At 53.7% G+C, this 21,443-nt stretch carries 20 protein-coding genes; 8 read left to right on the top strand and 12 right to left on the bottom strand.

Going from position 1 to position 21,443, the window contains the following annotated elements; genetic code table 11:
• Positions 1–16: 16 nt before the first annotated feature.
• Positions 17–1,396 carry an ABC transporter ATP-binding protein gene (locus tag JMI88_RS09370; protein WP_201361541.1) on the top strand — a complete coding sequence of 460 codons (1,380 nt, stop codon included), beginning with the start codon at positions 17–19 and terminating at the stop codon, positions 1,394–1,396.
• A 64-nt stretch (positions 1,397–1,460) separates the two neighbouring features.
• Here JMI88_RS09370 and JMI88_RS09375 read toward each other — a convergent pair whose 3' ends face one another.
• Positions 1,461–2,690: an aminotransferase-like domain-containing protein gene (locus tag JMI88_RS09375; protein ID WP_201361542.1), complete on the bottom strand. Its 1,230-nt coding sequence runs from the start codon at positions 2,688–2,690 to the stop codon at positions 1,461–1,463.
• Positions 2,691–2,942: 252 nt separating this feature from the next.
• On the opposite strand from JMI88_RS09375, the gene pdxR reads away from it, so the two are divergent.
• Positions 2,943–4,415 (top strand): MocR-like pyridoxine biosynthesis transcription factor PdxR, encoded by a 1,473-nt coding sequence (gene pdxR / locus JMI88_RS09380; protein ID WP_201361543.1) that lies wholly within the window; start codon positions 2,943–2,945, stop codon positions 4,413–4,415.
• Positions 4,416–4,464: 49 nt separating this feature from the next.
• Here pdxR and JMI88_RS09385 read toward each other — a convergent pair whose 3' ends face one another.
• From JMI88_RS09385 to JMI88_RS09415, 7 genes are all read right to left on the bottom strand, one after another.
• A complete protein-coding gene (locus tag JMI88_RS09385; protein WP_201361544.1) occupies positions 4,465–5,091 on the bottom strand; it encodes a GNAT family N-acetyltransferase in 627 nt (208 codons plus the stop codon).
• Positions 5,092–5,430: 339 nt separating this feature from the next.
• On the bottom strand, positions 5,431–5,934 hold the full coding sequence (locus JMI88_RS09390; RefSeq protein WP_201361545.1) for a hypothetical protein: 504 nt from the start codon (positions 5,932–5,934) through the stop codon (positions 5,431–5,433).
• 223 nt (positions 5,935–6,157) lie between these two features.
• Positions 6,158–7,477: an RNA polymerase sigma factor gene (locus tag JMI88_RS09395; protein WP_236022879.1), complete on the bottom strand. Its 1,320-nt coding sequence runs from the start codon at positions 7,475–7,477 to the stop codon at positions 6,158–6,160.
• Between the two features lie 105 nt (positions 7,478–7,582).
• The gene (locus JMI88_RS09400) at positions 7,583–7,933 is read right to left on the bottom strand and encodes a YciI family protein (RefSeq protein ID WP_201361546.1); all 351 of its coding nucleotides are present in this window, start codon (positions 7,931–7,933) and stop codon (positions 7,583–7,585) included.
• A 163-nt stretch (positions 7,934–8,096) separates the two neighbouring features.
• Positions 8,097–9,092 carry a tetratricopeptide repeat protein gene (locus tag JMI88_RS09405; protein WP_201361547.1) on the bottom strand — a complete coding sequence of 332 codons (996 nt, stop codon included), beginning with the start codon at positions 9,090–9,092 and terminating at the stop codon, positions 8,097–8,099.
• A 98-nt stretch (positions 9,093–9,190) separates the two neighbouring features.
• Complete coding sequence (locus JMI88_RS09410; protein ID WP_201361548.1) at positions 9,191–9,346, bottom strand: helix-turn-helix transcriptional regulator; 156 nt, start codon at positions 9,344–9,346, stop codon at positions 9,191–9,193.
• Complete coding sequence (locus tag JMI88_RS09415; protein ID WP_201361639.1) at positions 9,336–9,791, bottom strand: tetratricopeptide repeat protein; 456 nt, start codon at positions 9,789–9,791, stop codon at positions 9,336–9,338. Before JMI88_RS09415 ends, JMI88_RS09410 begins: the two co-directional genes overlap by 11 nt.
• 403 nt (positions 9,792–10,194) lie before the next feature.
• On the opposite strand from JMI88_RS09415, the gene JMI88_RS09420 reads away from it, so the two are divergent.
• The 4 genes from JMI88_RS09420 to JMI88_RS09430 all read left to right on the top strand — a co-directional run bounded on the left by JMI88_RS09420 (position 10,195) and on the right by JMI88_RS09430 (position 15,223).
• Positions 10,195–11,301, top strand: a complete 1,107-nt coding sequence (locus tag JMI88_RS09420; RefSeq protein ID WP_201361549.1) for a threonine aldolase family protein — start codon at positions 10,195–10,197, stop codon at positions 11,299–11,301.
• A 169-nt stretch (positions 11,302–11,470) separates the two neighbouring features.
• Positions 11,471–11,596 carry a hypothetical protein gene (locus tag JMI88_RS40075; RefSeq protein ID WP_268905980.1) on the top strand — a complete coding sequence of 42 codons (126 nt, stop codon included), beginning with the start codon at positions 11,471–11,473 and terminating at the stop codon, positions 11,594–11,596.
• A gap of 148 nt (positions 11,597–11,744) precedes the next feature.
• Complete coding sequence (locus JMI88_RS09425; protein ID WP_201361550.1) at positions 11,745–14,474, top strand: ATP-binding protein; 2,730 nt, start codon at positions 11,745–11,747, stop codon at positions 14,472–14,474.
• Positions 14,471–15,223 (top strand): response regulator transcription factor, encoded by a 753-nt coding sequence (locus JMI88_RS09430; protein WP_201361551.1) that lies wholly within the window; start codon positions 14,471–14,473, stop codon positions 15,221–15,223. The genes JMI88_RS09425 and JMI88_RS09430 overlap by 4 nt, the downstream gene beginning before the upstream one ends.
• A gap of 140 nt (positions 15,224–15,363) precedes the next feature.
• Here JMI88_RS09430 and JMI88_RS09435 read toward each other — a convergent pair whose 3' ends face one another.
• The 3 genes from JMI88_RS09435 to JMI88_RS09445 form a co-directional block, all read right to left on the bottom strand.
• Positions 15,364–16,425 carry an ABC transporter substrate-binding protein gene (locus JMI88_RS09435; protein ID WP_201361552.1) on the bottom strand — a complete coding sequence of 354 codons (1,062 nt, stop codon included), beginning with the start codon at positions 16,423–16,425 and terminating at the stop codon, positions 15,364–15,366.
• A gap of 166 nt (positions 16,426–16,591) precedes the next feature.
• Positions 16,592–17,461, bottom strand: coding sequence for an ABC transporter permease (locus JMI88_RS09440; protein ID WP_201361553.1), 870 nt, complete (start codon positions 17,459–17,461; stop codon positions 16,592–16,594).
• Complete coding sequence (locus tag JMI88_RS09445; protein WP_201361640.1) at positions 17,433–18,278, bottom strand: ABC transporter ATP-binding protein; 846 nt, start codon at positions 18,276–18,278, stop codon at positions 17,433–17,435. Before JMI88_RS09445 ends, JMI88_RS09440 begins: the two co-directional genes overlap by 29 nt.
• A gap of 353 nt (positions 18,279–18,631) precedes the next feature.
• Here JMI88_RS09445 and JMI88_RS09450 point away from each other — a divergent pair, with 353 nt between their 5' ends.
• Both JMI88_RS09450 and JMI88_RS09455 read left to right on the top strand, forming a co-directional pair.
• Positions 18,632–19,915 carry a GNAT family N-acetyltransferase gene (locus tag JMI88_RS09450; RefSeq protein ID WP_201361554.1) on the top strand — a complete coding sequence of 428 codons (1,284 nt, stop codon included), beginning with the start codon at positions 18,632–18,634 and terminating at the stop codon, positions 19,913–19,915.
• A gap of 60 nt (positions 19,916–19,975) precedes the next feature.
• A complete protein-coding gene (locus JMI88_RS09455) occupies positions 19,976–20,884 on the top strand; it encodes a GNAT family N-acetyltransferase (RefSeq protein WP_236022881.1) in 909 nt (302 codons plus the stop codon).
• A gap of 199 nt (positions 20,885–21,083) precedes the next feature.
• Here the strand turns inward: JMI88_RS09455 and JMI88_RS09460 are convergent, their stop codons facing one another.
• Positions 21,084–21,416 carry a hypothetical protein gene (locus tag JMI88_RS09460; RefSeq protein ID WP_201361555.1) on the bottom strand — a complete coding sequence of 111 codons (333 nt, stop codon included), beginning with the start codon at positions 21,414–21,416 and terminating at the stop codon, positions 21,084–21,086.
• Between the last annotated feature and the right edge of the window lie 27 nt (positions 21,417–21,443).

The raw sequence follows: 21,443 nt of genomic DNA on the forward strand, positions 1-21,443 counted from the left end.
AAAGGAGGATAGAACCATGGCCAATTTCAACATTCATGCCGGCGAAACACTGCTGGAGACGTGTAACGTCAAAAAAATCTACGACATGGACGGTAAACGTCCTCGTGGTGTCAATCCTCCTGTGGTCCTGGAAGATATCGATTTAAAGATCAACGCTGGCGAGTTCGTTGCTCTGCTGGGTCCCTCGGGTTCGGGCAAATCTACCCTGCTGCGTATTCTAGCTGGCCTGCTGCGACCCACTGAAGGGCAGGTCTTGTTCAAAGGGGTGCCACAGCACAGACCCAATCCACATCTGTCCATCGTCTTTCAGACCTTTGCCCTCTTTCCCTGGCTGACCGTGCTACAAAATGTAGAGCTGGGTTTGGAGGCGCAGGAAGTGCCGCCCACGCAGCGTATGCGCCGCTCGCTGGCCGCCATCGATACGATTGGTCTGGATGGCTTTGAAGATGCCTATCCCAAAGAGTTGTCAGGCGGCATGCGCCAGCGCGTCGGTTTCGCCCGCGCGCTGGTCGTCGAGCCTGAACTGCTCTTCATGGACGAGCCGTTTAGCGCCCTGGACGTGCTGACGGCCGCCAATCTGCGCAAAGAGTTATTGAGTCTGTGGCATGAACATAAAATTCCGACGCGCGCCATTTTAATGGTGACGCACAATATCGATGATGCCGTGTTGATGGCCGATCGCATCGTTGTGCTGGGCGCCAATCCAGGCATTATTCGCGTCGAATTGTCTGGTCTGCCCATGGAGCAGAGGGATGCCAACAACGCCAATTACACAAAGATGGTGGACCTGATTTATCGCATTATGACCAGCCCACAAGCGGATATCTCGACTTTGATGCCACAGGAGAAGAAAGAAGTGACGAGCGGTAAGCTGATCCCACCTAAACCACAGCCCTATCAGGTATTGCCGCACGTGGCGATCAGTGATGTGACTGGTTTATTGGAACTGGTACATTCCAAAGGCGATCGTGAAGATCTCTATCAATTGGGTCGCGACCTGCAGTTAGAAGTAGACGATTTGCTGCCGATGGTCGATGCCGCCCATATGCTGGGATTTGCCGAAGCCCAGGAGGGCGATCTCATTCTGACCGAGACCGGCAAGCGCTTCGCGGAGGCAGGCGTACTGGAGGAGAAAGATCTTTTCCGCCAGCAGGCGATCAAGAACGTTACTATGCTCAGGCATATTGTGCGCGCCCTGGCGCGCGAGCCAGGTCACACCTTGCCTGAAGAGCGTTTCCTGAGCGAGTTGCACGAACACTTTAGCGATGATGAATCCTGGTCGCAGCTAGAGACCGCCATTAACTGGGGACGCTATGCTGAACTTTTCTCGTATCAAGAGGAGCGCGGCGTTTTCCGACTGGAGGAGCCAGAAACCGTCGCGGCCCTTGTCTCCTGAACCTGTTTAGCGCCTCAGACGGGCGAGCCAGCAGAATTTCTGCTGGCTCGCTGCTTGTTTCTGGCTAGCTAACTGGTGATAGGATGGTAGCCATCTCTGGCAGGGTCTGTAGTAGTTGTCCCAGGCGCGCGATCCCTTCCTGGATGAGTTTGGGCGTGGCATTGGAGAAGTTTAAGCGCATGGTATTCTCACCGCCGCCGTTGGCGTAGAAGGCGGAGCCTGGCACAAAGGCCACCTTCTGCCTGATCGCCTGGCTCAGCAGCGCTTTACTGTCGATGCCTTGTGGCAAGGTGGCCCAGATAAATAGGCCGCCATCGGGTTTACTCCACTGTGCTGTCTGAGGGAAGTATCGTGTCAGGGCCTCCAGCATGCTATCGCGCCGTATGCGATACTGCGCACAAATGCCTTTGATATGCTCCTGTAAGAAGCCGCTCTGCATCATCTCGTACGCGATCATCTGGTTCAGGGTTGCTGTATTGAGGTCTACTCCCTGCTTCGCCTGGGCCAATTTGCTGATCACCTGTTGAGGACCAATCATCCAGCCCACACGCAGTCCAGGGGCCAGGACTTTTGAGAAGGTGCCCAGATAGATGATTGGCAGCTCGCTCGCTGTTGTGTTGGTGGTCGCTGCCAGATGGAGTAAAGGTGGTAAGGGCTCACCACTGAAACGCAGCTCTCCATAAGGATCATCCTCAATTACCGGCACCTGATAGTGCATAGCCAGCTCAATGAGCCGCTGACGACGGGCCAGCGATAAAGTAGTGCCTGATGGATTCTGGAAATTTGGAAGCGCATAGATCCAGCCAGGTTGGTCCTGCAATCGGGACTCAAGCTCCTCAACCAGCATGCCTTGCTCATCAATTGGGACCGTCAGGTATTGCGCACCATAGGCGTTCCAGGCCTGGAGCGCACCCAGGTAGGTGGGCTCCTCGATCACGACCTGCTTGCCAGGATCAATAAAGAGCTTGCCCAATAGATCCAGGGCCTGTTGCGAACCGGTTGTGATCAATACATTATCCGCCGTCAACTTGAGTTCTGCGCTTGAATAACGCTGCGCAATCAAGCTGCGCAGCGGAAAATAGCCCTCGGTGGCACCATATTGCAGGGCCTGCGCGCCATTGTTCTGCAGAATCTTTTGCACAATCGAGCCTACCTCGGCAACAGGAAAGACCTCAGGGGCTGGCAGGCCACCGGCAAACGAAATAACATTTGGTTGCTCTGTTATAGTAAGCAAATCACGAATGGCCGAGCTTTTCATCTGCTTTGTGCGCAGAGCATAGCGCTGTTCCCACATAGGTCATATCCTCCTTGTTGAGCATTGCAGATTCCTGAACATCAGGAACTCCTGTAGAGAATGTATACCCGGCACAGAGATCTGTATAGTGACAATGTGTGTACATGGACAGAGACAATATATGTGGAGTTTGACAACATTTAGTATTGGCTGTTTTGGATAGCTGCTATTGCCTCTAGACAACGAACAGGCCGGTTAGTATAGTGAGAACATGGAGTGCAAAATGGAAAACATATCAGAATGGGTCAGTGCATGAAATTTTCTTTGCAGCGGGCAGATACCCTTCCTCTGTATCAGCAGCTGGTTGAGCAGATTCGTGAATATATTCGTAGCGGTTCTCTGCCGGTGGGGTCGCGACTGCCAACCGTGCGACAGCTAGCCAGCGACTATGGCCTGACGCGACTGACCGTGCACACGGCGTATGCTGAACTGCAGGCGCAAGGCCTGATCGAGTCGGTGGTGGGGCGCGGAACGTTTGTCTGTACGGACCTCCCTATTCCGACAGGACTACATAAGGGAGCACGCGTCACTCGTGTCCAGCCGCCACCTGAATGGCTGAGCCAGGGCGTGCTGGCCGATATGATGCGCTTAGGCGAGCAGAGCGAGATTATCTCGTTTGCGCAGGTGACGCCCGCCCTTGAGACCTATCCAACGGCGGAATTTCAGCGTGCGATGCGCGCGGTTCTCGAGATGCCCTGCGCCCTTGGCTATGGACCCACACAGGGAGAATTGGCCTTACGTGAACAAATAGTCCGCCTGCTACTGGATCGCGGCATCGCGACGAGGCCTGACAATGTGCTGATGACGGCAGGAGCGCAACAAGGTATCGACCTTGTGCTGCGGGCCTGCGTAACTCCTGACGACGTTATCCTGGTTGAAGAGTCTACCTACGTTGGCCTGCTGGAACTGGCAGCTCAGCGCCGGCAGCGCATTATCAGCATCCCAACCGACCAGGATGGGATTCAATTGGCCGCCCTGGAAGAAGCCTGCCAGCGCTATCGGCCGCGCCTGCTCTACCTGATCCCAACCTTCAATAACCCCACCGGCCGCTCGCTGGCCCAGGAGCGCCGCCACGCCGTACTTCGTATAGCCAAAGAATATAACCTGCTGATCGTAGAGGATGATATTTATGGCTTGCTCTCCTATGATCGGCCGGCCCCATTGCCGTTGAAGGCCAGTGACAGCGAGGGGCGGGTCATCTACCTCTTTAGCTTCTCGAAGGTATTGATGCCCGCTCTACGTCTGTGCGCGGTCGTGGCCGCGCCGGAGCAGATACAGTTACTGGCTGGCGCCAAGCGTAGCAGCGACCTGCTCTGCTCGCCCATCTTGCAGTACGCTCTGGCCAACTATCTCAAGCGGCACCAACTGCAGGCTCATATCCAGCAGGTGCGTCCGCTGTATCGCGAAAGGCGCGAGGCTATGCTGGAAGCGCTGGCGGACTATCTACCAGAATGCGACTGGTCAGTGCCGGCAGGCGGCCTCTGCGTCTGGGTTAACCTGCCCGAGCACATCGACGAACGCCAACTCTACTTGTCTGCTATCCAGCGAGGCGTAGGTATTGCGCCCGGCAGCGCCTTTTATGTTTTGCCCGACATGCCACCAGCCATGCGCCTGAGCTTTAGCTCCAACCCTCTCGCACGCATTCGGCAGGGCATTACCCTCTTGAGCCAGATTGTACAGGAACAGTCGCGTGGAGGTGTATCGCAGCGCAGATCGATCGGATAGCCAGACGATCCGCGCAGGCATCCTGGCTCATTGATGAATAGATAGTATTTTATGAACGTACTTCGTCGGGCACCATGATCTTGCTCAGGACTGGGCTGACAAATTCGGTCGAGAGGCAGTCCATATAAATAATATCCCAGAGCTTTCCGCCCATAAACTTGGCCTGGCGTCGTCGTCCCACTTCGCGGAAGCCAGCCTTCTTATAGACAGCCTGGGCGGCCAGATTATACTCCCAGGTGTACAACCCAATATTGTGCAGGCCCAGCCCGGTAAAGGCATAATCCAGCATCAAGCGCGTTGCTTCAGTGCCGTAGCCACGTCCGCGATAGTCAGGCTCGCCAATCTCAATCCCAAATTCGGCCCGGCGATCGCGATGGTTGATTTCCTCCAGATCGACGCGTCCAATCGGGGTCAGGCTGGCCCGATCATAGACGGTGAAGTGGACCACCGTCCGGCGCTTCTCATCCTCCACATCTCGCTCAAAAAAGGCCAGATTCTCTTCGAATGTACTGGGGCGTGGAATATGCAGCGTACGTAAGACATTGAAATCATTGGCCCAGCGATAAAAGAGCGGTACCTGGTCGCGCCGGATGGGCCCCAGCGCCACCTTCTCGCCCGTGATGTTGATAATCGGCTTTTCCGATGCCTGCTGTTGCTGTTCACTTAGACTATCCATGCCTTCTTTCTCCTTAATACACTTTTTAACTTATAAAACATTATCTAATATGAGTCAAGCATATTTAGAAATTCTGTTATTTAAAGAGCATTAGCATTTTTCAATACCCGGTCCGACATATCTTTAAAGGGTTCCAAATCGTCGATTAACCATCATTGAAACAAATAATTCATATGATAATATATATAGGAATAATATATGTAAGGTGAAAATAATAAGAGAAAGCGGAAAATCCCATAGGTTCGGAGCTTGCCTCCGATTGCCGCCCGCCGCAGCGTGGCGGCCCCGTTCCTGCACAGGCATGTCCCTTTTACACGTGATGTTCGCTGAAACCCGTTTTCACACGCGTACGTTCCACAAAAGGCGCGACCCTCCGGGGCGGGAGGCTCGCTTTTGGGCACCGCGTACGGCAACGGGTTTTTCGACGAGGTACCGAGCGGCGGGGATACCGGGCCGCCACGCTGCGGCGGGCGGCAATCGGCCGTTGAAGGCCGCACCTACGATGGCGGGGGCATTTCCGGATACGGTACCTGCATTTCCTCGTATTGTTGCTGGTTTGTTTCTTTCTGGTGTATCTGTAGCTCCATAGGATAGGAAGGCTCCTCTGTCCGGTAGCCGCGTTGATATGGTCTCTCTATCTGTAAAGATTGTTGCTCGACAGGTGAAGATTTTATTCCAGTTGCCTGTGTGAAAGAGGTTGTTGAGCATCGTTGTGAGAATGATGGCCATGATCACGCCGACGATAAATCCACTCCAGTGACCGAAAGCTTGCCAGGGTAAGTACGGGAAGGACCAGAACAGCACGCTTATGATACGGTAGTTTCGATAGGGATGGTGGCGCATAATGCTCTCCTTGCCTTTCTGGTTATCATGGGTCTTTATCCAGACATCTGCGTTAAGCATAGCAAGCGCGTGAGGAGATAACATCCTCCTATGGAGTGGTTTCCCAGGTGGTTGTAAGTAGAGATTTATGGAATAGCATCTTTTCAGAATAGCGTGTTGTGCACCCAACACACCCAACACACTCACCATGTTGGGCTAGACTGTAATCAACCTTTGTGATGGTTCATTGATGTGTGCTGTGAATTTGTTTGGTTGATAGCTCGGCCAGGCGACGTTTGAGGAAGGCCTGCTCGACGGTATTCTGGGTCAGGGCCAGGGCTCGCTGATAGGATTCTCTGGCTGCCTGGTATTGCTGGTTGCGGCGCAGCAGGTCGGCGCGGGCGGCGTGGAAGAGGTAGTAGTTCTGCATGTTGACATTTTCCATCTCGGCGAGCAGTTCGAGGCCGCGCGCGGGCGTGCTGGCCATGGCTACAGCCACCACCCAGTTGAGCCAGATCACGGGCGAGCTCTGATGTTTGATCAGGGCGCCATAGAGCAGAGAGATCTGGAGCCAGTCGGTTTCTTCGGCGCTGGCGGCTTGCGAGTGCAGCGCACTGATTGCCGCCTGGAGCTGGTAGGGTCCCGGTTTGTGGGCCAGCATAGCCTGGTCCAGGATCGCCATCCCTTCCTGTGTTTGCTGCTGATCCCATAGGCTACGGTCTTGCTCCTCAAGGATGATCAACTCGCCTTCGGGACCGATCCGGGCTTCTTTCCGCGCGTCGTGGATCAGCATCAACGCCAGTAGCCCGAGGGCTTCGGCTTGCTCGGCGGGTGGAACAACCTGTTGTAGGAGGAGGGCCAGCGCCCGGCAGAGTCGGATGGCTTCGGCACACAGTTCGTTGCGCAGCAGGCTTTCTCCCTGGCTTGAGATATAGCCTGCATTGAAGATCAGGTAGAGCACCAGTAGGACACCGCTGAGACGCTCTGAAAGTTGGTGCGCAGCGGGAACCGAATAGGGGATACCGGCATTTCGTATCTTACGCTTGGCGCGCACCAGACGTTGGGCCATCGTGGTCTCGCTGACGAGGAATGCATGGGCTATTTCGGTGGTTGAGAGGCCCCCTAATGTCTGCAGGGTCAGGGCCACCTGCGCGTCCTGGTTCAGGGCAGGATGGCAGCAGGTAAAGATCAGCTTCAGACGGTCGTCCGGGAAAACCTCTTCTTCGGAGAGTGAAACCGCGTTTTCATTGAGCGTTACCAGCAGCTGCATCTCCGCCTGCTTCTGCATGAGCACCTGGGCGCGTCTCAGCCGATCAATCGCTTTGCGTTGAGCCGTTACGAGCAGCCAGCCAGCGGGATTGTTTGGCAATCCCTCGCTGGGCCAATGCTCGATGGCGCTCAGAAAAGCTTCCTGTAGCACATCTTCCGCCAGCTCAAAATCCCGTAGCCTACTGATCAAGGCCGCCCGCACCCGCCCACCCTCCTCGCGGAAGAGCTGATCCAGCCGTCGATCAATATTAATCCTGCTCATTGCATCATTCACCAGCAAGGCGCTCCCAGTCAAAATATGCTCTCCTCTATCTATCGCTGATAGTGTACCTGAAAATGGACCGCTGTGCTAGAAATCCAGCGCAGTGGCCCATTTTTACGTCGCCTGTTGGAATGACTACTAATCCCACTCAACAACCGGACGAATCTCGATCGAGCCGGTGGTGGCGCCGGGAATTTTGGCGGCGATGGCGATGGCCTCATCCAGGTTTTCGCCCTTGATCAGATAAAAGCCGCCCAACTGCTCTTTGGTCTCGGCGAAAGGGCCATCGGTGGTCAGCACCTTGCCATCACGCACCCGTACCGTGGTGGCGGAATTGACAGGATGCAGGGCCTCGCTCGAAAGATGGGCGCCGTTCTTCTGGATCATCTCTGTAAAATCGGTGTATGCCGTCATCTCTGCCTGCATCTCCTCTGGACTCATCTTTGCCGCCTCTGCCTCATTACCGTAGATCAATAGTAAGTAACGCATGCTAAAACTCCTTTGCATATGCATGAATCGAATGCTCTTTGAGATAAAGCCAACGCAGTTCGTTGGTTTCATGAGGATGACGAATGGCCTGTGCCAGAATCGACTGTTTTTATCACGAAATTTTTGCAATTAAAAAAATTGCCCCGCGGTTTGCTTGTCAATACTAATTATGTTTATCTGCATCCATCTTACGTTGTGCCCTTTGACTGGCGAGCCGGGCTAGACTTTCCCTGGCTGCTGAGATGGCAAATGCGATATGTAATTCTTGCGCTAGCTGAGCGGCGGCTTCGAAGGTGGACTGCGCCTCCTCAAATGCCGCCTGTTGTTGCTGGATCTGACCTAGCGTAAGCAGGCTCATCAGGATGGCGCTGCGCAGGCCCATCTCCTCCGCCAGCTGTCGTCCCTGCTGACAATGTTCGAGAGCCTTGTTTAGTTCATTGCGCCGCGTATAGACATCACTGACCAGGAAATGGGCCGCAGGAAGCGCACGCTTAAAGCCTATCTCTGAACGCAAGCGCAAAGATTCTAACGCATAGCGCAGGGCTAAATCAGTGTCTTTCTGCATTGCCAGACCAGATAGATGACGGGTTGCTTCAGAGATAATCCATTTGTAGCTATGTCTGCGCGCGATCTCCAATGCTTGCTGATAATATGCTTCAGCGCGTTCTTCATCATCTTCACGCTCATGTGTTAGACCAATGTAAAAGAGAATTTGAGCAATGCCTTCTGTGGCTCCCAACGTCGCATAGAGTTTATGAGCCTGTTGAAGCGTAGTCCTGGCTTCCGTGTAGTCCTGAATGCCTTTCTGTATATTCTGATAGTAGCGCATTTGCCCTGTTAGATAGAGTACAGTGGCCTGACTTTGTTGATCCTGGCTATGCCGGGCTGTTTCTTGTGCCTGGTGAATGATGGTGAGCATCAGCTCTTCATCCTGATTGGTGAGGAAGTAGTTCGCGATCACGAACTCAGCGTACCTGAGCAGGAATCGCGCTCGATCGATAACAGCTATTTCTGGAAATCCCAGCAGATGTGATCCTTGCTCAAATAGCTTCATGGCATCATCAAGCTGACCTTGATAGTAGTAGCTCCAGGCTATCTCGCCGAGGGCGTGTAGCGTGCTGGTATAGTGTGCCGTGATTTCTTCTGCTGATAGAGCCATCTTATCTCCTTCTTTATTATCCACGTGTTAGAATTGTTGTTGTGGCAATAAAGTATCATCGGCAGCCAGGAAAAACATCACCCAAAAGCGTGAATGCATTAGAGCGAGTGCAGACTTCTCGCAGCGGCCAGGGCCTGCGTTCGGCTGTGCGCATCGAGTTTGCCATAGATATTTTTCAGATGGGTCTTAACCGTGTTCTGCCCGATAATCAACCTATCTGCAATGGCCTGGTTTGAGAGCCCTTCAGAGAGCAATAAGCTCTTCGACTTCGGTAAAGAGCGACCAGGTCTGTGAGGATTTCCCCAATGCCAGCAGCGTTTGCATCAATCCGGCATAGCCCAGTAACCATATTTTGATATCGCCACCACGCTGTCCAAGTTCGATGCCTTTCTGTAGATACTCGCGAGCCTTGTGCAGATCGTTCCATTCATAGCAGAGCTCGCCGAGCCCCACATACATAAAGCCCAGCGGAGGCAACGCGGCAAGCGATTTTTCATTGGAGATGCGCAGGCCCTCATGATAGAGCTGCCAGGCCTGTGGTAGCTTTCCCTGCTCAACATAGAGGTTAGCCAGCGTACGGATGGCCAGCAGTGCAGTACGCAGGTTGTGACAGGTAGAACTTAGTTGTATGGCCTCGCGTAAACTATCCTCGGCTTTGTCTGTGGCTCCCTGCGCTGCATATGTGCTCCCCAGACTCAGAGTTACACAAAATCAATACTCTCCCTTATGCTTACACAAATGTTTTTTGCTGTGTATTGATGTATCCGAGTGTAACAGATCAGCCAATCTGTAACAATACGTTTAACTTCATCTTGTATTCCAGGTTTTATGGGAGAGGTTCGTAAAAAAAGCGCGCATGGATACGGCGGTTCCCAAAACACGAAACCGTTTGATCATGCCCCCGGCATGCCCGCCCATCATAACGATCCAGCCCTCCGTACCATGTCACGGCCCCGGTGATATGTTTGGGGAGGCGTGCGCGTATGGGTTTTTGAGATCCGTACATGCTTATGTTACAATGCAATAAAGATGAGATAGCGCTTTGGGAGGGCTAGTAGGTTTTCCACTGTGCTAGAAGAAATAGTTAGAAGGATCTCCAGGTATGGCGAACGCACGTGATCTCCGCGAAGTCCGTAAAAGTTGTAGCCGCTCAATTGCGGGTCATTATCATTATGCTCAGACACTGCCGCAGATTTTGCACGAGCTGGCTGATTCGGCGCAGCCTGAGGAGGCTCCCGATGTGTACGGGCAGGGTAAGCTTATTAATGATTTTGAGGCCGAGGTCGCCCAGTTGCTGGGCAAAGAAGCCGCTGTTTTTATGCCCAGCGGAACTATGTGTCAGCAGATTGCGTTACGTATCTGGACCGATCGTCGACATCTGCCACGCGTCGGTTTTCATCCCACGGCACATCTGGAAATACATGAATTTCAGGCCCCTCGGCGTCTGCATGGTCTGCAAACGGTGTTGATTGGCTCGCCATACCAGTTGATGACGCTAGAAGATTTACAGGCAGTCAAAGAGCCATTGGGTGCGCTCCTGTTGGAGCTGCCGCAGCGCGAGATTGGTGGTCAACTACCTGCCTGGGATGAACTGACGGCCATTACCGGCTGGGCCCGAGAGCGCAATATTGCCCTCCATCTAGATGGCGCACGTCTCTGGGAATGCAAGCCCTATTATCAGCGTGACTATGCTGAAATCGCTGGCCTCTTCGATAGTGTCTATGTCTCTTTCTATAAGAGCCTGGGTGGTATCTCCGGGGCTGTGCTGACAGGACCGGCCGATGTCATTGACGAGGCGCGCATCTGGCAGCGCCGACAGGGCGGTAACCTTTACCAACTCTATCCCTATGTGCTGGCGGCACGCAAAGGATTGGCCGAGCGCCTGGAGCGCATGGAAGCCTATCATCAGAAAGCCAAAGCGATCGCGGCCGCTTTATCAGCTTTTCCCCAGATCGAGATCATGCCTGCGGTGCCCCAGACACACATGATGCATATCTTTATCCGTGGCGAACGCGAACGGCTGAACGCAGCCGCGCTGGAGGTTGCTGAAGAGAGTGGAACCTGGCTCTTTGGCGGTCTGGCTCCTACGCAGATACCTGTCTATCAAAAATTTGAACTTTCAGTTGGAGATGCTTCACTCGATGTTAGTAATGAAGATATTGTCGCCTTATTCCAGCAACTTTTCAACAAGGTAGAGCAGCAGTCGTAAGCGTAAGCCAAAAGATCATTCAGGGTGGATGAATTAATCTAACATTAGTGAAAGTGAACGACAATGACAGACAAACCAGAAGAGATGGAAGAGCAATTTTTTTTCTCCCCTACAGCGTGAAGGTGAAGATAATGAGCAGCGTATCGCTCGCTTGCTCCGCGCAGGAAGCGTGCATGAATTGATACTGGAGGCCCACTACTGGCTCGGGTATTATCAATGGCACGAGGATGCGGATGAAGCGCTGCCGACTGCCATGCTGCTTTTAGAATGTGCCTCTGAGAAAACGGTAGCCTGATAGACGAATGGCTCGATGCATCATCATGCATCGAGCCATTTATTATTTTTTAAACAAGCGGGCGCTGTGGTGAAGCAAAAGCAGCTGTGCTATACTTCAGTGCAAACAATGGTGAATCTTTGATGGAACTCAAGGAGGAGTACTATTCATGCTTCATTTCGTGCGCCGCTCATTGTTGATGCAACTGCTCAGTGTGTATCTGCTCTTTATGTTGATTGTGCTGGTTGGCGGCTTAGCAGTGAATAGTGTGGTTGAGCAGCAATTGCGCAGCGATGTCCAGGCCTCAGATCAAGCGCTGGCGCAGGAGATTGCCTTAGAGACCAATTTGCAGATCCGCGATGCGGAGAGCTCGTTAGCTGCGCTCGGCAAGCAGGTAGACCAGACTTCTGATACGCAAGAAATTGCTAATACCTTCCGCACCTATAAACTTTCGCGTCCCGATGTGGATCATGTTTATTGGTTAGATCCGGTTGGCGTCTTGCAAGTGACCTGGCCGATAAACAGCGCGGCCCTCAATACTGAATTCTCTCCTCCTGATGTCGTACAACGAGCCCGTATGTCGGTTGGTCCGGTTTTTGAAGTAGGGATAGCGGTTGAGACCACCTTTAATGCCGGCGTGATTATCGCGCAGCCGATGCGCCTCTCCGATGGTCGCCTGGTTGGCATCGTCGCGGTCAGTATTTCACTGGTTGAGCTGAGCGAGCCTCTGATTGCTGTCGTCAATGCCCAGCAGCAGCAGGGGCGGCACCTGATGATCAACGTCATTGATAGTCGCGGCGTTCTCGTCGCAACCCCGCAGCGTCAGCGTATCCTGCAGACCGTGCTGGATGAGTTGCCAGGTGCCGAACAGGCCCTGCATAATCATGTAGCTTCACAGATTGGACGTGGGCAGGATGGTCAGGATTGGCTGTTTAGCGCCGTACCTATCTCGGACGCGGATTGGGCTGTCGTGGTGCAGCGACCAGCGGAAGAAGCGTTATCTGTCGTCGCGCAATTCCATCTCTGGTTACTGACCGCTATCGTCCTCTTTGCTTGTGGCGGACTCTTGTTCTGGCTGATTTTATTGGGCCGGGTTATTCGTCCACTGCATACGCTGGCCCGCCAGCATCAGGCCCTCCCCTCCTCAAAGCTTGCTATTCCAATGGATACGACCATTCTGGCCGCCCGTGGCGATGAGGTGGGCGCGCTGGCCCGCTCGCTGGTGCGTCTGGAGCTCGATGGCCTGGAGAAGCTGGGCGAGTTACGCACGCTGCTGGAAACCTCAAATGCCGTGGTAGGTTCATTGGAGCCGCACGCGGTCGTTAGAAAAATCATTCGTGAGGCGCGCCGACTGGTGGATGTGCAAGCCGCGGCAGTACTGCTGCCCGATAATCAGGGCATCCTGCGCGTACTGGTCAGTGATGGGCATAGCGAACACTACGATCGAGAGCTGGCGCTGACCCCTGAACATATCAGCTCCGCTCCCGTGGTCGCTCTTCGTGATGGCGCGCCAGTACAAAAATTATTAGGTCCTGGGACCGCCTCGTTTTCTTATGAGGACGGTTTCAGGTCGGTGCTGGCTATCCCTATTATCAGTCGCCACGCGGGCGGAGTGGTCTTGCTGGTTCACCGCACCGAGCCACACCTGTTTAACCAGAACGAGATTGATCTGCTACTGACCTTCGCCAACTATGCGACCCTGGCCTGGGAACACGCTGTGCTCTATGAGCGCAGCGACGAGCGGCTGCACGAAGTTGCGCGGGAAAACGAACGGCTCTATCAGCATGCCGCTGAAGAGAAGCAGAAGCTGGCCGCCATCATGGAAAGTATGCATGATGGCCTGGTTTTAACAGGTATTGACGGCATCGTTCTTTATACCAACCAGGGTGCGCGTAACCTGCTGGATCTGGGAGGCGAAAGCGTAGAGCGTTGTTCAATCACTACGCTCTACGCCGCTTTGCGCGCCAATGCGGTTGATGCGCAACAGGTGGACGCCGTGCTGACGCGGTTCGAAAATGCTGCTACGAGCGAAGCTATGGTCACGGTATCATCTCATGAACAGCGTCGCTCCCTTCACTTACGGCTCTTTGATGTCGAAGACGAGGCGGGACAGCCTATCGGGCGCGGACTACTGTTACGGGATATTACGCGCGAGCGCGAACTGGATGAATTTAAGACTACCTTGCTGGCCGCAGTCGGCCATGAGGTGCGCACACCGTTGGCCGCGATCAAGGGTTACGTTTCGACTTTGTTGCAAGAGGACGTTAGCTGGTCAACCGCAGACCAGCGCCACTTTCTACAAACCATCAGTAGCGAGGCCGATCGCCTGACGCAGATGGTCAAGAATCTTTTGGATCTTTCGCGCCAGGAAGCGGGCTTACTACAACTGAATCTGTCACCGACCAGTGTGCAAGATTTGTTGAAGACAGCGGTCAAGCATGAACGGCCACATTATCCAACCGCCTCAATCCAACTGCAGCTACCTGCAACTTTGCCTGAAGTCAACATTGATAGTGCGCGCATCGAAGTCGTCTTGCATAATCTCCTGTCAAATGCACTGGTGTATGGAGAGGGAACCGTGACGATTATGGTCGAGTGCCAGGTCGAGTTTGTGACGATTGCCATCTCCAATACCGGTCAGGGCATTGCGCCCGATGAATTACCGCATATTTTTGAACGTTTTTATCGCGCCCGCTATGGACGGCAGCAGCGCCTGGGCGGTACTGGCCTGGGCCTGGCAATTAGTAAGGCCTTCGTCGAAGCCCACGGGGGCAAGATCCAGGCCGCCAGTAGCAAGCGCGTAACCACGATCACCTTTTCGTTGCCGATTGCCGTTGCTGCTACAACGGCTGAAACACTGACTACAGACATCTCGCCAGAAGAATGGAGACGCGTATGACGATGAAACCTAAACGTATCTTGCTTGCTGAAGACGAAGGCACATTGCGAGATTTTGTCAGTCGCAATCTGCGTGCCCGTGGTTTCGAAGTTCTGGAAGCCAGCAATGGTCTGGAAGCGCTGGCCGTCTGGGAACGCGAGGAGCCGCATCTATTGATTCTAGATATTATGATGCCGCGCATGGATGGCCTGGCCGTCTGTCAGCGTGTACGCGAGCTCTCTGCCGTCCCCATTATTGTCTTAACCGCACTGGATGCCGAATACGACAAAGTGACCGCCCTGGACCTGGGAGCGGATGACTATTTGACCAAGCCATTTGGGGTTGAGGAATTACTGGCGCGGGTGCGCGCTGTCCTGCGGCGCACACTGGGAGATGCACAACCAAATGGTGGCGTGAAAAAATTCGGTGAGCTGGAAGTAGATTTGCCAGGACACAATATCTGGCTGCGGGGCGAGGCGGTGCGCCTATCTCGTACAGAGTTTGACTTACTGGGGGAATTGATCAGCAATGCGGGCAAGGTATTGACACACCGCACCCTGCTGCAGCGTGTCTGGGGTCCAGAATATGGAGGAGAGGCCGAATATTTACGTGTTTACATCAACCGCCTGCGCCATAAATTAGAAACCGACCCCGCCAAACCACGCTATCTGATCACAGAACCAGGTGTTGGCTACCGCTTTGTCGCTCCAGAGATTGACCGCTCAGGAACAAAGCAAGCTATCGAAAGGAATAAGAAACACGCCCCGTAAATACATTTCATCTATCCGGCAGGGAATGTTACGTGCGAGGAGGGAGAAATCGGACGTATGAGAACGTTGGCGATCCGAGGTTACGTTAAAAAAGGGGATGCAGCCAACGTTGGCTGCATCCCCGGTCTGTGCCATGTTAATTAGCTTGCTTTGCTGGTGAATTCGTTGGTGAATGTGCTATTGAGATCGATTTGTTTGCCCTGTACCGCTTGATTGGTCTCTTTTTCAATGTTATACACCGACTGTGGACCATCGGACGGCATATTGCCATCAGGACTGAAGATAGGTAACTGGCTCTTCAATGCCGTGACGTACAGTGCCTTATTGCCAGCGTAGTAGTCGGCTGGCATCTTATCCGCGATCTCCTCTGCTGAATGGGTATGTATCCACTTCAATGTTTTGACGTAGGCATTGACCAGCTTCTGCGTCACATCTTTGTGGCTATTCACATAATCATTCTTCATAAAGAGACAGATAAAAGGATATGAACCATTGAGGGCGGCCTGCGTTGACTGCGGTGTACGCAGGTCTGTCAACACTTTGCCGACACCACTGGATAGCAGGCGAGAGATGGTCGGCTCTGTGGTCATGCCTGCGTCGATGCGACCCTGCTGCATGGCGGCAATGAAGGTGTCGCCTGCGCCAACCGGCAAGAAATGAGCCTCGCTCTGCGCGATACCGGCGTTGTGCAGCAACGCAATGGTCAGGGTCTGGGTACCAGAACCAAGCTCCGTCACGCCCAGGTTTTTGCCCTTGAGGTCTTTGATCGATTTAATGCTGCCAGCCTCTTTGGTTGAGACCATCTCAGCTTCACCCGGTGCGATATCCAATTGAACGACGCACTGCATCTGTTTACCAGCCGCTTGCAGTTCAATGGTATGGTTGTAAGAGCCAGAGCCAGCATCTACCTGGCCGGCCAGGACCGAGTCCTCTGAAGATTGACCGGATGCCTCATCGATGAGGGTAACGTCCAGGCCTTCCTGATCAAAATATCCCAGCTGTTTTGTGAGCATATTAGGTAGATAGATTTGTTTGCTGAGACCACCAACCATGATGGAGAGATGGGTTTTCGCGCCAGTGGTACCACCGCCGCCAGTGCTGCTCTTGCTTGATGAACTACTGGTGTCGTTTCCGCAAGAACTGAGAACGAGGATCAAAATAATACCAATCAGCAGGCAAAGTTGTTGCTTCCGTGTCTTCATATGCCTTGTTATCTCCTATCTGAGATGATATGCATCGACAGTGATCACATATGTACAGAGTGTATGCCGCCTCAAGTGAGGTCGGGATGGGGCATCTTTATGGGCATTTGTATAATAGCAAATAGCAAATAGCATCGATGTGTTCAGGTAGTTCGGCTCTCCTTTCTTAGATTGAGATATCGTTGACGGTTGAGGTGGGACGCCAGGTGATCAAGCGATTTTCGAGTGCTGTGACCAGTGCTTCTGTGATCAATGCCAGGACAGCCAGAATGACCATGGCGGCAAAAACTCCATTAGCATTAAATGTACCCTGCGCGGTCTGAATCATCAGGCCAATACCCTGGGTCGCACCCAGAAATTCGCCGACGACGGCGCCTACCAGTGCGAAGCTAAAGCTGGTATGCAGGCTGGCTATGATCCATGTCAGGGCAGATGGAATAATAACATCAATAGAGAGTTGGCGTGAGTTGGCTCCAAGGATGCGCGCATTAGCTAACAGGTTGCGATCAACTTCGCGTACACCCTGGAAAGCGTTAAAGAAGACAATAAAGAAGACCAGCACGACTGCCAGCGCAACCTTGGATTGTATGCCTAGCCCCAACCCAATGACAAAAATCGAACCTAATACCACACGTGGAATAGAATTAGCCGCCTTGATATATGGCCCCAGTACATCGGCCAGGAACCTGTTACGTCCCAGCAGTATGCCAAAGACGACGCCTAAAATAACGCCGATTGCAAAGCCCAACACTGTTTCTTCCAGCGTGACCGCAATCTGCACCCAGAGCGGGCCTTGAGCTGTTCCATTGATGACCCAGGTCACAATTTGAGCCCAGATACCAGAAGGCTGGCCCCAAAAGAAGGGATCTATAACTTTCGTGCGCGCGCCAAGCTCCCAGCCGCCGACTATTACTACCAATACCAGAACACGCAGTGTATTGATCAGTAGCCGCTTGCGACGCATACCAGCCAGATCTACCTGTATGTTCTCCTCTGTTGTGGACGTTTTATTGACTGCGCTGCTTCGTTCGTTCATAGCTAATCAACACCTCGTTGCGAAGGTCTTCCCAGATCTCCTGATATAGATGGACAAAACGTGGATCAAAGCGAATCTCCGCCACATTGCGTGGCCGTGGCAGATCAATAGTATAGATGCCTTTGACCGTGGCCGGACCAGCGGTCAGCACACAAACACGATCCGCCAGAGAGATGGCCTCCTCCAGGTCATGTGTGACGAAAACAACGGAGGCCGAGGTAGAAGACCATAGCTGGAGCAATTCATCTTCCATCAGGGTACGCGTTTGCACATCCAGGGCGCTGAAAGGCTCATCCATCAGCAGAATCTGCGGCTCATTGATAAATGTCTGGGCCAGGGCCACGCGCTTGCGCATGCCACCAGAGAGCTGATGTGGATAGCGATCCTCAAAGCCAGCCAATCCTACGCGCGCAATCCAATCGCGGGCCTGCGCGAGCGCTTCGGCCTTTGGTCTACCGCGAAAGATTGGGCCCGTAGCCACATTGCGTAAGACATTTTTCCAGGGGAAAACGGCATCCGATTGAAATACATAGCCAATACGTGGATCAATACCCTGAACCGGTTGACCCATCACCTGGACTTCACCGACGCTGGGTCGTTCCAGTCCTGAGATCAACCCCAGAGTTGTAGATTTGCCACAACCAGTTGGCCCAACGATCGCGCAGAACTCGCCGGCTGCGATGCTCAGATTGAGGTCCCGCAACGCAGTATAGGTCTGACCATTGGGAGTCAGAAAGCGCTTGGTCACATTGCGTAGCACAATGGCGGACTGTAGCCCGCCGGGTATATATTGCGGTGAAATTGATGAGTTTGTCATAAATGAAGCGGCGATCACCGAACTCCTTTCTTTGCTAGTCTGCTGGCACTGCTTTGTGCATAGCAGTTCGATGTTTCGTGCGCAGGCAGCACGTGGCTGAAGGCTCAAATATTGGTACTTGCAATTATATGTAAACCTGTAATGGAAGTATAGCCACTAAAGCATAAACGAAACATAAACGTAGCGTGTGTTGACATAAACAGAATATAAACATTTACCGAACCTATGATGGGCGAAATTGGTCACGGAGATGGCTTTTCGCGTTTGACGTAGCTATCCTCTCGATGTTACGCTTGAGTATATTGATGCCAGCAAGGATTCCTGGCTCACTAATCATTGGAGGATTTGCATTTATGGCCTCGTCATCTATTGTTGTTCGCCCACTCGCGACCGAGGAGGAGATAGAGAAGCAATTTGTCTTGGCTGACCAGGCTTTTTCACGCCAGCCAGACCCCGACAAGGCGCGGCACTGGCGTCGGGTCACCCTCACCCATCCGGAATTTCACTCCAGGCAATTGCGCGGCGCATTCCGCGATAATACGCAGCTTGGTGGCTATGCGCTCTATGAATGGAAGTTGCGCATGGGTGCGGCGCGCATCTCTGTTGGTTGTATCGGCATAGTGGTAGTCGATCCAGAGGCGCGTAAGCAGGGCACTGCTAGCGCATTGATGCACGATGCTATCCAATTTGCGCGCGAGCAGAGACATAGCCTGCTATTGCTGGATGGTATTCCCAAGTTCTATTATCGCTACGGCTATACCGACGTTTTTGATGTCACGACATATGATATTGATCGCGCGGCTATTCTAGCTCATCCCGGCAGTTCCTACACGGTGCGTCAGGCCACGCCAGAAGATGCCCGGGCTATGCGCGATCTGTACGAGCGCCGTCTTGGCGGCTATACGGGCAGCTTTGAGCGTTCGCTCGAGAAACAAGAACACCTGTTGCGCAACCGCTTCAACCACAATAGTGTTTTGCTCGCGCTCTCACCCAACGGCGAGGCCGAAGGGTATCTGATCGCCTCGCGTGAGCCAAGTGCTGCCTTTGGCGTCGAGGTCGCGGCCGATAACTGGTCGGCGCAAATCGCATTGATGCAGGCGCATGTGCATCTCACTGATGGGCCAGAGGCTCCCGAAAAGCATACCTATTATTTCCCGCCGAACTCGGCTGAACTGTATAACGCCATTGACCACCTTGAGGTACTCGATACCTCGAAGTGGCAGAATCCGGCCAAAGAATGGGGAGTGCGCACCTCCCAGTTTCATCATCGCTACGCCGGTTGGATGGGGCGCTTCGTTCATCTGCCCACGCTTTTCAACGCCATGCTGCCAGAGCTTGAGGCACGCTGGCAACGCGCGCTGGCGCAATGGTCAGGCGAGCTACACTTCGTGATTGGCGATGAAAGCGTTACCCTGGGTGTTGAAGGTACGAAGCTACGCATAGTCGCCACTCCTTCGCCAGCCGCGATTACCTTCCAGTGCTCGCCACAAAGCTTTGCCCAGCTGGTCTTTGGTTATCGTCCGGTGTCGTGGATACTCACGCAACATCCTCAGCAGTTACCGGATGCGGCTCTATCAGTGCTGCACCTGCTTTTCCCTATCGGGCATAGCTGCCTCAGCTTCACCGACTGGTTTTAATGTGCAAATCCGCTTATCCTTCCTCCATTCAGGAGGGATAAGCATGGGAAGGATTCCATCATGACTATTGCTCGACATTCTTTTGACGGCGGGGACCACCTGCTGCGCGTGCTCGAGCTTGTGCGCGAGATGCCGTACTCATGTCGCCACATCGTTGACTGGCCCTGGCGCTTGAGCACGCCGGCTATTCAAGCTGGTGGCGATGCCGTTTACTGGGAAAACAATGAGGGATTGATGGTTGGTTTGGCTGCCTGGCAATACTATTGGGCGGCCCTCGATTTTTTCATCCTCCCGGGCTCCCAGCAGAGCGAGGTTGAAGCGGACCTCTTTGCCTGGGCGGATCAGCGCTTTCGTGAGCGGGATGCTGATCGCGGTAAACCACTACCCTACTGGGCAGAATTCTGGGAAGAAGATCACGAGCGGCAGCAGCTAGTGAATGCCCATGGCTTTCTCGTTGATGAGTATGAGCGCTATGTATACCTGGAGCATCCGCTCGAAAACCTACCGCCTGTCCCAGCACTGCCCACCGGCTTTACACTGCGCACCCTGCGTGGCCTGGACGAGGTCGCGGCCTATGCTGAACTGCATCGCGCCGCTTTTCAATCTGACTCTATGACTCCTGAGTGGAGGGCCAGGGTACTGCAGATGCCCACCTATCGTCCTGAACTGGACCTGGTAATCGAGGCGTCTGACGGCTCTCTGGCTGGTTTTTGTGTCGGCTGGCTAGAATCCGTGCGCCAGCTGGCCCAGATCGAGCCGATTGGCATCCATCCACGCTTCCAGCAGCACGGCCTCGCCCGGGTTTTGCTGCTAGAGATCTTGCACCGCTTCAAGCAGCATGGAGCTCGAAAAGCCATTGTCGAAACCGATATGGACCGCCTCCCGGCCCGTCATGCCTATCAAGCAGCCGGCTTCCAACAGGCCCATATTGTCCACGCCATCGGCAAATGGGTCAATCCCACGCCGTAGGTGCGCCCCTTGCGGGCGCTTTTATCCTTCCCGCTCGAAAAAGAAACCATAACCGTTTTCGAGCGGGAAGACAGCAAGTGCCTGCAAGGGGCGCACCTATGTTAAACGATGCGTGGCGGTCCCTGTTTGATGCGTTCTCGCACCTCTTCAAGGCTCGCATTGCCCCAGCGCGCTTCCATCCACCATGTGATGCCCGCGTCTATCCAGGGGCGTACAATGGCCGCTGCGCGTTCGGGATCATCGCCGGGTGTTTCGCCTTCCCAGGTAATATCGAACGGCGTAATGAGCTTGCATTGGCCTCAACATAGGCTTTGATGGCGCGGATATCATCGGGCGTCATTTGTGTATCGCTGCCATCCTTTTTCTGCGGGACAATACCGTCCCACCGCAGAACGCGCTGCATCGATTTTTCACGCGGCCAGACTCCGATTGGCCAGACGGGGATACGAGGCCGCTGGACAGAGGGCGGCAAGAGTTTCATAGGCTGCACATGGTAATGATCGCCATCATGTCCTGGGCGCGTATGCTCCACCAAAGATGCCACCTTCCCAACCAAGGG

The sequence above is a fragment of the Dictyobacter formicarum genome, from assembly GCF_016587435.1.

Coding starts and splice junctions, on each gene's coding strand:
- JMI88_RS09370 (WP_201361541.1), top strand. CDS start 17: ATGGCCAATTTCAACATTCATGCCGGCGAAACACTGCTGGAGACGTGT.
- JMI88_RS09375 (WP_201361542.1), bottom strand. CDS start 2,690: ATGTGGGAACAGCGCTATGCTCTGCGCACAAAGCAGATGAAAAGCTCG.
- pdxR (WP_201361543.1), top strand. CDS start 2,943: ATGAAATTTTCTTTGCAGCGGGCAGATACCCTTCCTCTGTATCAGCAG.
- JMI88_RS09385 (WP_201361544.1), bottom strand. CDS start 5,091: ATGGATAGTCTAAGTGAACAGCAACAGCAGGCATCGGAAAAGCCGATT.
- JMI88_RS09390 (WP_201361545.1), bottom strand. CDS start 5,934: ATGCGCCACCATCCCTATCGAAACTACCGTATCATAAGCGTGCTGTTC.
- JMI88_RS09400 (WP_201361546.1), bottom strand. CDS start 7,933: ATGCGTTACTTACTATTGATCTACGGTAATGAGGCAGAGGCGGCAAAG.
- JMI88_RS09405 (WP_201361547.1), bottom strand. CDS start 9,092: ATGGCTCTATCAGCAGAAGAAATCACGGCACACTATACCAGCACGCTA.
- JMI88_RS09420 (WP_201361549.1), top strand. CDS start 10,195: ATGGCGAACGCACGTGATCTCCGCGAAGTCCGTAAAAGTTGTAGCCGC.
- JMI88_RS09425 (WP_201361550.1), top strand. CDS start 11,745: ATGCTTCATTTCGTGCGCCGCTCATTGTTGATGCAACTGCTCAGTGTG.
- JMI88_RS09430 (WP_201361551.1), top strand. CDS start 14,471: ATGACGATGAAACCTAAACGTATCTTGCTTGCTGAAGACGAAGGCACA.
- JMI88_RS09435 (WP_201361552.1), bottom strand. CDS start 16,425: ATGAAGACACGGAAGCAACAACTTTGCCTGCTGATTGGTATTATTTTG.
- JMI88_RS09440 (WP_201361553.1), bottom strand. CDS start 17,461: ATGAACGAACGAAGCAGCGCAGTCAATAAAACGTCCACAACAGAGGAG.
- JMI88_RS09445 (WP_201361640.1), bottom strand. CDS start 18,278: ATGACAAACTCATCAATTTCACCGCAATATATACCCGGCGGGCTACAG.
- JMI88_RS09450 (WP_201361554.1), top strand. CDS start 18,632: ATGGCCTCGTCATCTATTGTTGTTCGCCCACTCGCGACCGAGGAGGAG.
- JMI88_RS09455 (WP_236022881.1), top strand. CDS start 19,976: ATGACTATTGCTCGACATTCTTTTGACGGCGGGGACCACCTGCTGCGC.